The organism is Bradyrhizobium liaoningense, assembly GCF_018130955.1.
Taxonomy (GTDB): Bacteria; Pseudomonadota; Alphaproteobacteria; order Rhizobiales; family Xanthobacteraceae; genus Bradyrhizobium; species Bradyrhizobium liaoningense_C.
The window spans coordinates 1-5,987 of record NZ_JAFCJM010000124.1 but is presented as its reverse complement, the minus strand read 5'-3'; the positions used below and the strand labels follow the sequence as shown (position 1 = coordinate 5,987).

General features: G+C 63.8%; 4 protein-coding genes. 2 read left to right on the top strand and 2 right to left on the bottom strand.

What is annotated here, in order from left to right; all coding sequences use genetic code 11:
* Positions 1–202: 202 nt before the first annotated feature.
* Entirely contained in the window at positions 203–715 is a 513-nt protein-coding gene (locus JQ632_RS38760; protein ID WP_212407983.1) for a DUF1465 family protein, read from the bottom strand.
* Positions 716–1,328: 613 nt separating this feature from the next.
* Positions 1,329–1,520 (bottom strand): DUF1192 domain-containing protein, encoded by a 192-nt coding sequence (locus JQ632_RS38755; protein ID WP_212407982.1) that lies wholly within the window; start codon positions 1,518–1,520, stop codon positions 1,329–1,331.
* 104 nt (positions 1,521–1,624) lie between these two features.
* Here JQ632_RS38755 and JQ632_RS38750 point away from each other — a divergent pair, with 104 nt between their 5' ends.
* On the top strand, positions 1,625–2,623 hold the full coding sequence (locus tag JQ632_RS38750; protein ID WP_212407981.1) for an NAD(P)H-quinone oxidoreductase: 999 nt from the start codon (positions 1,625–1,627) through the stop codon (positions 2,621–2,623).
* 164 nt (positions 2,624–2,787) lie between these two features.
* Positions 2,788–5,664, top strand: coding sequence for an EAL domain-containing protein (locus tag JQ632_RS38745; protein WP_212407980.1), 2,877 nt, complete (start codon positions 2,788–2,790; stop codon positions 5,662–5,664).
* Positions 5,665–5,987 lie beyond the last annotated feature (323 nt).

The following is a 5,987-nucleotide window of genomic DNA, read 5'->3' as shown; positions in this document are numbered from 1 at the left end:
AGCGAACCGCCGTATACGGACCCGTACGTACGGTGGTGTGGGAGGGGAGGAGCTGCGAGGCTCCCCCCTATCCCGATTTTGGGGAGTTTTGATCGTCATTCCGGGGCGGCTCGAAGAGCCGAACCCGGAATCTCGAGATTCCGCAATGCGCAATTGCGCATTGGGGTTCGCTTACGCGCCCCGGAATGACGGAGACGAGACCTTACCGCTCGAACGCGGCCTTGAGCGCGTTGAGTTGCGGCACCAGCGGATTGCCGATCGGCACGCGTTCCGGGGCCGGTGTGTGAATGCTGGTGTCGAGGCGGCGCACGCGCGACTGCAGGCTCATCGAGCGTGCGATCAGCGTCTGCAATTGTTCCGGCAATTTCTCGATCGTATCAGTGGGGCCGGGATCGGCAGCGGTGAGCTTGACCTTGGTCTTCTCGCGATTGGCCTGGACCAGCGTCATCTCGCCTTCCTTCACCGCGCGGTGCAGCAGCAGCCAGGAGGCGAGCTGCATCAGGCGCGTGGTGAGCCGCATGCTTTCGGTCGCGTAGGTCAGGCTGACGGCGCGATCGAGCGCCTTGGCCTCGGTGCGGCCGGCGCCGTCGAGATAGGCGGCGGTCTCCTCAACCAGATCCATGCCTTCGCGGAACAAGGTGCTGAACGCGGCGGAATTGGTGAACCGCTCACTGAGCTGAACCAGAGCGCCCTCGGCTTGCGAACGGTCCGACATGGTTAACGCCTCTTACGCCACAGTTTACTGTTTGACTTGGACTTCACTTCGGCCGGTTAACGCGCCGGCTTATGATGAACAAATCATTGCGCGGGCGCAGGTCGGAGTCCAGCGGCAACCGCGTTTACGGTTACCACGCTCTCTGGGCCCACGATGAGCGGGGAAAACGTCACAAGCCTTAGCGCGAGCAACGCGCATGCAAAAAAAGAGCCGCCGGAGACCGGCGGCTTTGAAAGTTGATAACAGGGAGGCGTCAAACAGAGTGGACAGGAGCCACTCGGTGTCCAAACGAGGACGGTTCCAGTCATAAAGCCGAAAGCTTAATCGACCGTAAACGAGCTAAATTTTTCAGGTTTCGTTAGCCACGTCGGCCATTGGCCGAGTGGGGCGCGGAACAAAACTCTCCACACGTCGCCTCCGCTCCAAAACCATCCGCTCGTCATTCCGGGGCGCGACGCAGTCGCGAGCCCGGAATCCATAACCCCAGGCAGATAAGAATGGTCCGGCTCCGTCAGCCTGCCTCTTTCAGGAGCCTGGGGTTATGGATTCCGGGCTCGGCGCTGACGCGCCGCCCCGGAATGACGAAGGAGGTTCGTCGCTCCGCGTTCCAATATCACTTCTTGAAAAAATGATCCGCTGCATCACGCGAGGCGCGCTTCTTGGTGGCGGCTTCCTCGAGTCTGGTGATCTCGGACTTCAACAGCGCGACACGCTCGGTCAATTCCTCAACCGACAACAGTGAGAGGTCCTGTCCGATCTCGTGACTGATCTTCTTGCGCGGACGGTCGTCGTCTTCGCTGGCCATCTCGTTCCTCCTGCCTTCAAAACGATGCGAGGGGCGGTTGCCAGCTTTGACGGCGCTGGCTAATCAAGTGCCTCGCTCTCGCACCCTTTGCTTAAGGACAAATCATGGAAAAGCTGCCTGCGCAAATGACCGTGGTCGCCATCTCAAAACCCGGCGGTCCGGAGGTGCTGATCCCGGATACGCGTGCAGTGCCGCAGCCCGGTCCGGACGAGATTTTGGTCAAGGTGCTCGCCGCCGGCGTGAACCGGCCCGACGTGGCGCAGCGCTCCGGCGCCTACCCGCCGCCGCCCGGCGCCAGCGATCTGCCGGGGCTCGAGATTGCCGGCGAAGTGGTTGCGGTGGGCCACAATGCCAAGCGGCACAAGGTCGGCGACAAGGTGATGTCGCTCGTCGCCGGCGGCGGCTATGCGCAATATTGCATCGCCCAGGACGCACAGGCGATGTCGGTGCCATCAGCTTTGTCGATGCAGGAAGCAGGCGCGCTGCCGGAAACGCTGATGACGGTCTGGCACAACGTGTTCGAGCGCGGCGGATTGAAGGCGGGTGAGACGCTGCTGATCCATGGCGGCTCCTCCGGCATCGGCACGATGGCGATCCAGCTTGCAAAAGCGTTCGGTGCGAAGGTGATCGTCACAGTCGGCGGCGCCGACAAGGCGGAAGCCTGCCTCAAGTTAGGGGCCGACCGTGCCATCAACTACAAGACGGAAGACTTCGTCGCCGTGGTCAAGGCGGAGACCAACAATGCCGGCGCCAATTTGATCCTCGACATGGTCGCCGGCGATTATGTCGACCGCAATTATGATGCCGCCGCGGTCGACGGCCGCATCGTCCAGATCGCGACCCTCAACGGCCCGAAAGTTAACGTCAACATCGCCAAGGTGATGGTGAAGCGCCTGACCCATACCGGCTCGACCCTGCGTCCCCGTAGTAATGCGGATAAGGCGGCGATGGTGGCCGCGATCGAGGCCAAGGTGATGCCGCTTTTGCGCGAGGGCCGCGTCAAGCCGCTGATGGACAGCACTTTCCCGCTGGAAAAGGCGGCGGATGCCCACCGGCGCATGGAAACGTCAGCACATATTGGCAAAATTGTGTTGGCCGTGTAGCGCGCAGCTTCCCAAGGCGACCGGAAACCCTTTGATTTTCCTCGCTTTCGTGGCATCTATCCCTGACAGCCGAAGCACCCCGCCTGATCGGGAAACGGCTGACCTTAAGGGCTTAAATTTAAGCGCTTGCATCTCGAGTTTGCGTCGAACGCGGAGAACTGACCTTGCGTCTGATCAGGTGCCTCGCGCCCATAGCGCTGGGCTTCATGATTCTTGTCGCCGCGTCGCCTGTACGCGCGCTTGACGCTGTCAGCGTGCGTAGCGATGCGCCCGCGATCGACCTCACCGCCGTCCTCGAGCACCAGCGCAGCGACACCGACCGCATCCAGGTATCCACCGCGCCCGGCACCGACGGCATCGTCCGCCGCATCGAGGTGCGCGCCCGCGAAGGCGGCCAGAACTGGGTGGTGTTCGCGCTCGCCAACAACACCGACGACCAGCTCGACCGCCTGATCGTCGCACCGCATTACCGCATCGTCTCCTCAGGCCTGCTGTGGCCCGACCTCGGCCTGTCGCGCATCGCGACCATCACGCCGTCGACCGGCGATCGCCCCGAGCGGCAGGAGAGCCCGACCGCCGACGTCTTCCGCATCACGCTCGACCCCGGCGCCGTCATCACCTTCGTCGCGGAACTGCGCACCGACAAGCTGCCGCAGCTCTATCTGTGGGAGCCCGAGGCCTACAAGGACAAGGTCAACTCTTTCACGCTCTACCAGGGCATCGTGATCGGCATTTCCGGGCTCCTGGCTCTGGTGCTCACGATCCTTTTCGTGGTGAAGGGCAGCATCATGTTCCCCGCCGCCGCGGCGCTGGCCTGGGCGGTGCTGGTCTATATCGGCGTCGACTTCGGCTTCTGGGGCAAGGTGCTGGACATGTCGAACAACGCCGAGCGCATCTGGCGCGCGGCGGGTGAAGCGATTTTGGCGGCGACGCTGCTCGTGTTCCTGTTCGCCTATCTCAATCTCAGCCGCTGGCATGTGCGCTATTCGCACATCACGGTCGGCTGGCTCGCCTTCCTGGGCTCGCTGGTCGCGCTCGCGCTGTTCGATCCCGCGGTCGCCTCCGGTATCGCGCGCATGTCGCTGGTGCTGATCGCCTTCGCCGGCTTTGCGCTGATCGTCTATCTCTCCACCCACGGGTTTGACCGCGCGGTGCTGCTGATCCCGACCTGGTTCCTTCTCGTGGTCTGGGTGGTCGCGGCCGGCATGACAGTCGCGGGCTCCGTCACCAACGACATCGTCGGCCCAGCGCTCCTCGGCGGCCTCGTGCTGATCGTGATGCTGATCGGCTTCACGGTGATGCAGCATGCGTTTGCCGGCGGCGGTGCCACGACAGGCGTCGTTTCCGATATCGAGCGCCGCGCGCTGGCGCTCGCCGGCTCCGGCGATCTGATCTGGGACTGGGACGTTTCCGCCGACAAGGTTTTTACCAGCCCGGAAACCGAGGCGCTGCTCGGTCTGAAGCGCGGCACGCTGGAAGGCCCGGCCGCGACCTGGCTCGAAGTGCTGCACCCGCTCGACCAGGACCGCTTCCGCGCAGCCCTCGACAGCGTGCTCGACCAGCGCCGCGGCCGCCTCGTGCAGGATTTCCGCCTGCGCACGCCGGACGGCCATTTCATGTGGTTCGCGTTGAAGGCGCGGCCCGTGGTCGGTTCCGACGGCGAAGTCTCGCGCGTGGTCGGCACGCTCACCGACGTCACGGAGCTGCGCAACGCGGAAGAGCGCCTGCTGCACGATTCCGTGCATGACAACCTGACAGGCCTGCCCAACCGCAAGCTGTTCATGGACCGCCTCAACGCGGTCGCGAATTTCGCAAAAACCATGCCGACGCTGCGGCCGACGCTGATGGTGATCGACCTCGACCGCTTCAAGCAGGTGAACGATTCCGTCGGCATCGCGGTCGGCGATTCCATCTTGCTGACGCTAGCTCGCCGCCTCACCCGCATCCTCAAGCCGCAGGACACGCTCGCCCGGCTCGCCGGCGACCAGTTCGGCCTGATCCTGTTGTCGGAGCAGGATCCGGCGCGCATCACCAATTTCGCCGAGACCATCCGCAAAACCATCCGCGCGCCGATCGCCTTCAACGACCGCGAGATCTTCCTCACCGCGTCGATCGGCCTTGCGCTGTCCGATCCGCAGACGCAGCTCACGGACGAGATCATCAAGGACGCCGAGCTTGCGATGTATCATTCCAAGCGCATCGGCGGCGACCGCATCGACGTTTACAAGCCCGCGATGCGCGCCCGCAAGACCGATCGCCTGACGCTCGAGAGCGAGCTGCGCCGGGCCATCGAGCGGCAGGAGCTCACGATCCTCTACCAGCCGATCGTTCGCCTGGAAGATCGCTCGATCGCCGGCTTCGAGGCGCTGGCGCGCTGGGATCATCCGAAGCTCGGGCGCATGGCGCCGTCGGAATTCATTACGATTGCCGAAGAAACTGGCCTCATCGTCGACCTCGGCATGTTCGTGCTCGACCAGACCGCAAAACAGCTCTCGATCTGGCAGCGCGCGATGCGCTCGCGCGAGCCGATCTTCGCCTCCGTCAACGTCTCGTCGCGCCAATTGCTGCGCCACGACCTCATCCACGACATTCGCACCGTGCTGTCGCGCTCCTCGGTGGCGCGCGGCACGCTGAAGCTGGAACTGACGGAATCGCTGGTCATGGAGAACCCGGAGCACGCGGCGCAGATGCTGACGCGGATCCGCGAGCTCGGCACCGGCCTGTCGCTGGACGATTTCGGCACCGGCCATTCCTCGCTCGCCTATCTCCAGCGCTTCCCGTTCGACACTATCAAGATCGACCAGTCCTTCGTGCGCACCACCAGCCGCGGCACGCGCCCGGTGATCCTGAAATCGATCATCGCGCTGGCGCACGACCTCGGCATGGACGTGGTCGCGGAAGGCGCCGAGACCGATTCCGACGCGGTCGAGCTCTACCAGCTTGGCGCCGAATACGCGCAAGGGTTTGCCTTCGGCGAACCGATGGACGCGGACGCCGCAATGCGGCTGCTCACCGAAGTGCGGCTGGAAGCGGCGAGCTAATCCGCGCACGCCCTTCCCTTCTCCCCTTGCGGGAGAAGGTGGCGCGAAGCGCCGGATGAGGGGTCCGTCTCCGCGATCTCAAATGCGCAGGATGACTCGCTGACAGAGACCCCTCACCCGTCTCGCCGCTACGCGGCGAGCCACCCTCTCCCACAAGGGGAGAGGGGAAGAAGGGTCCTAACCGGCTACATGGGTAACAGAATAGACCGACGACATGGGTAACAGGTCAACTGTCGGCAAGGAGGACTTTGCCGATGGGTTGGAAGGAGACCTGTGCCGTGGACGAGCGGATGCGCTTTATGGTGGCGGTTGAGAAGGGCGAG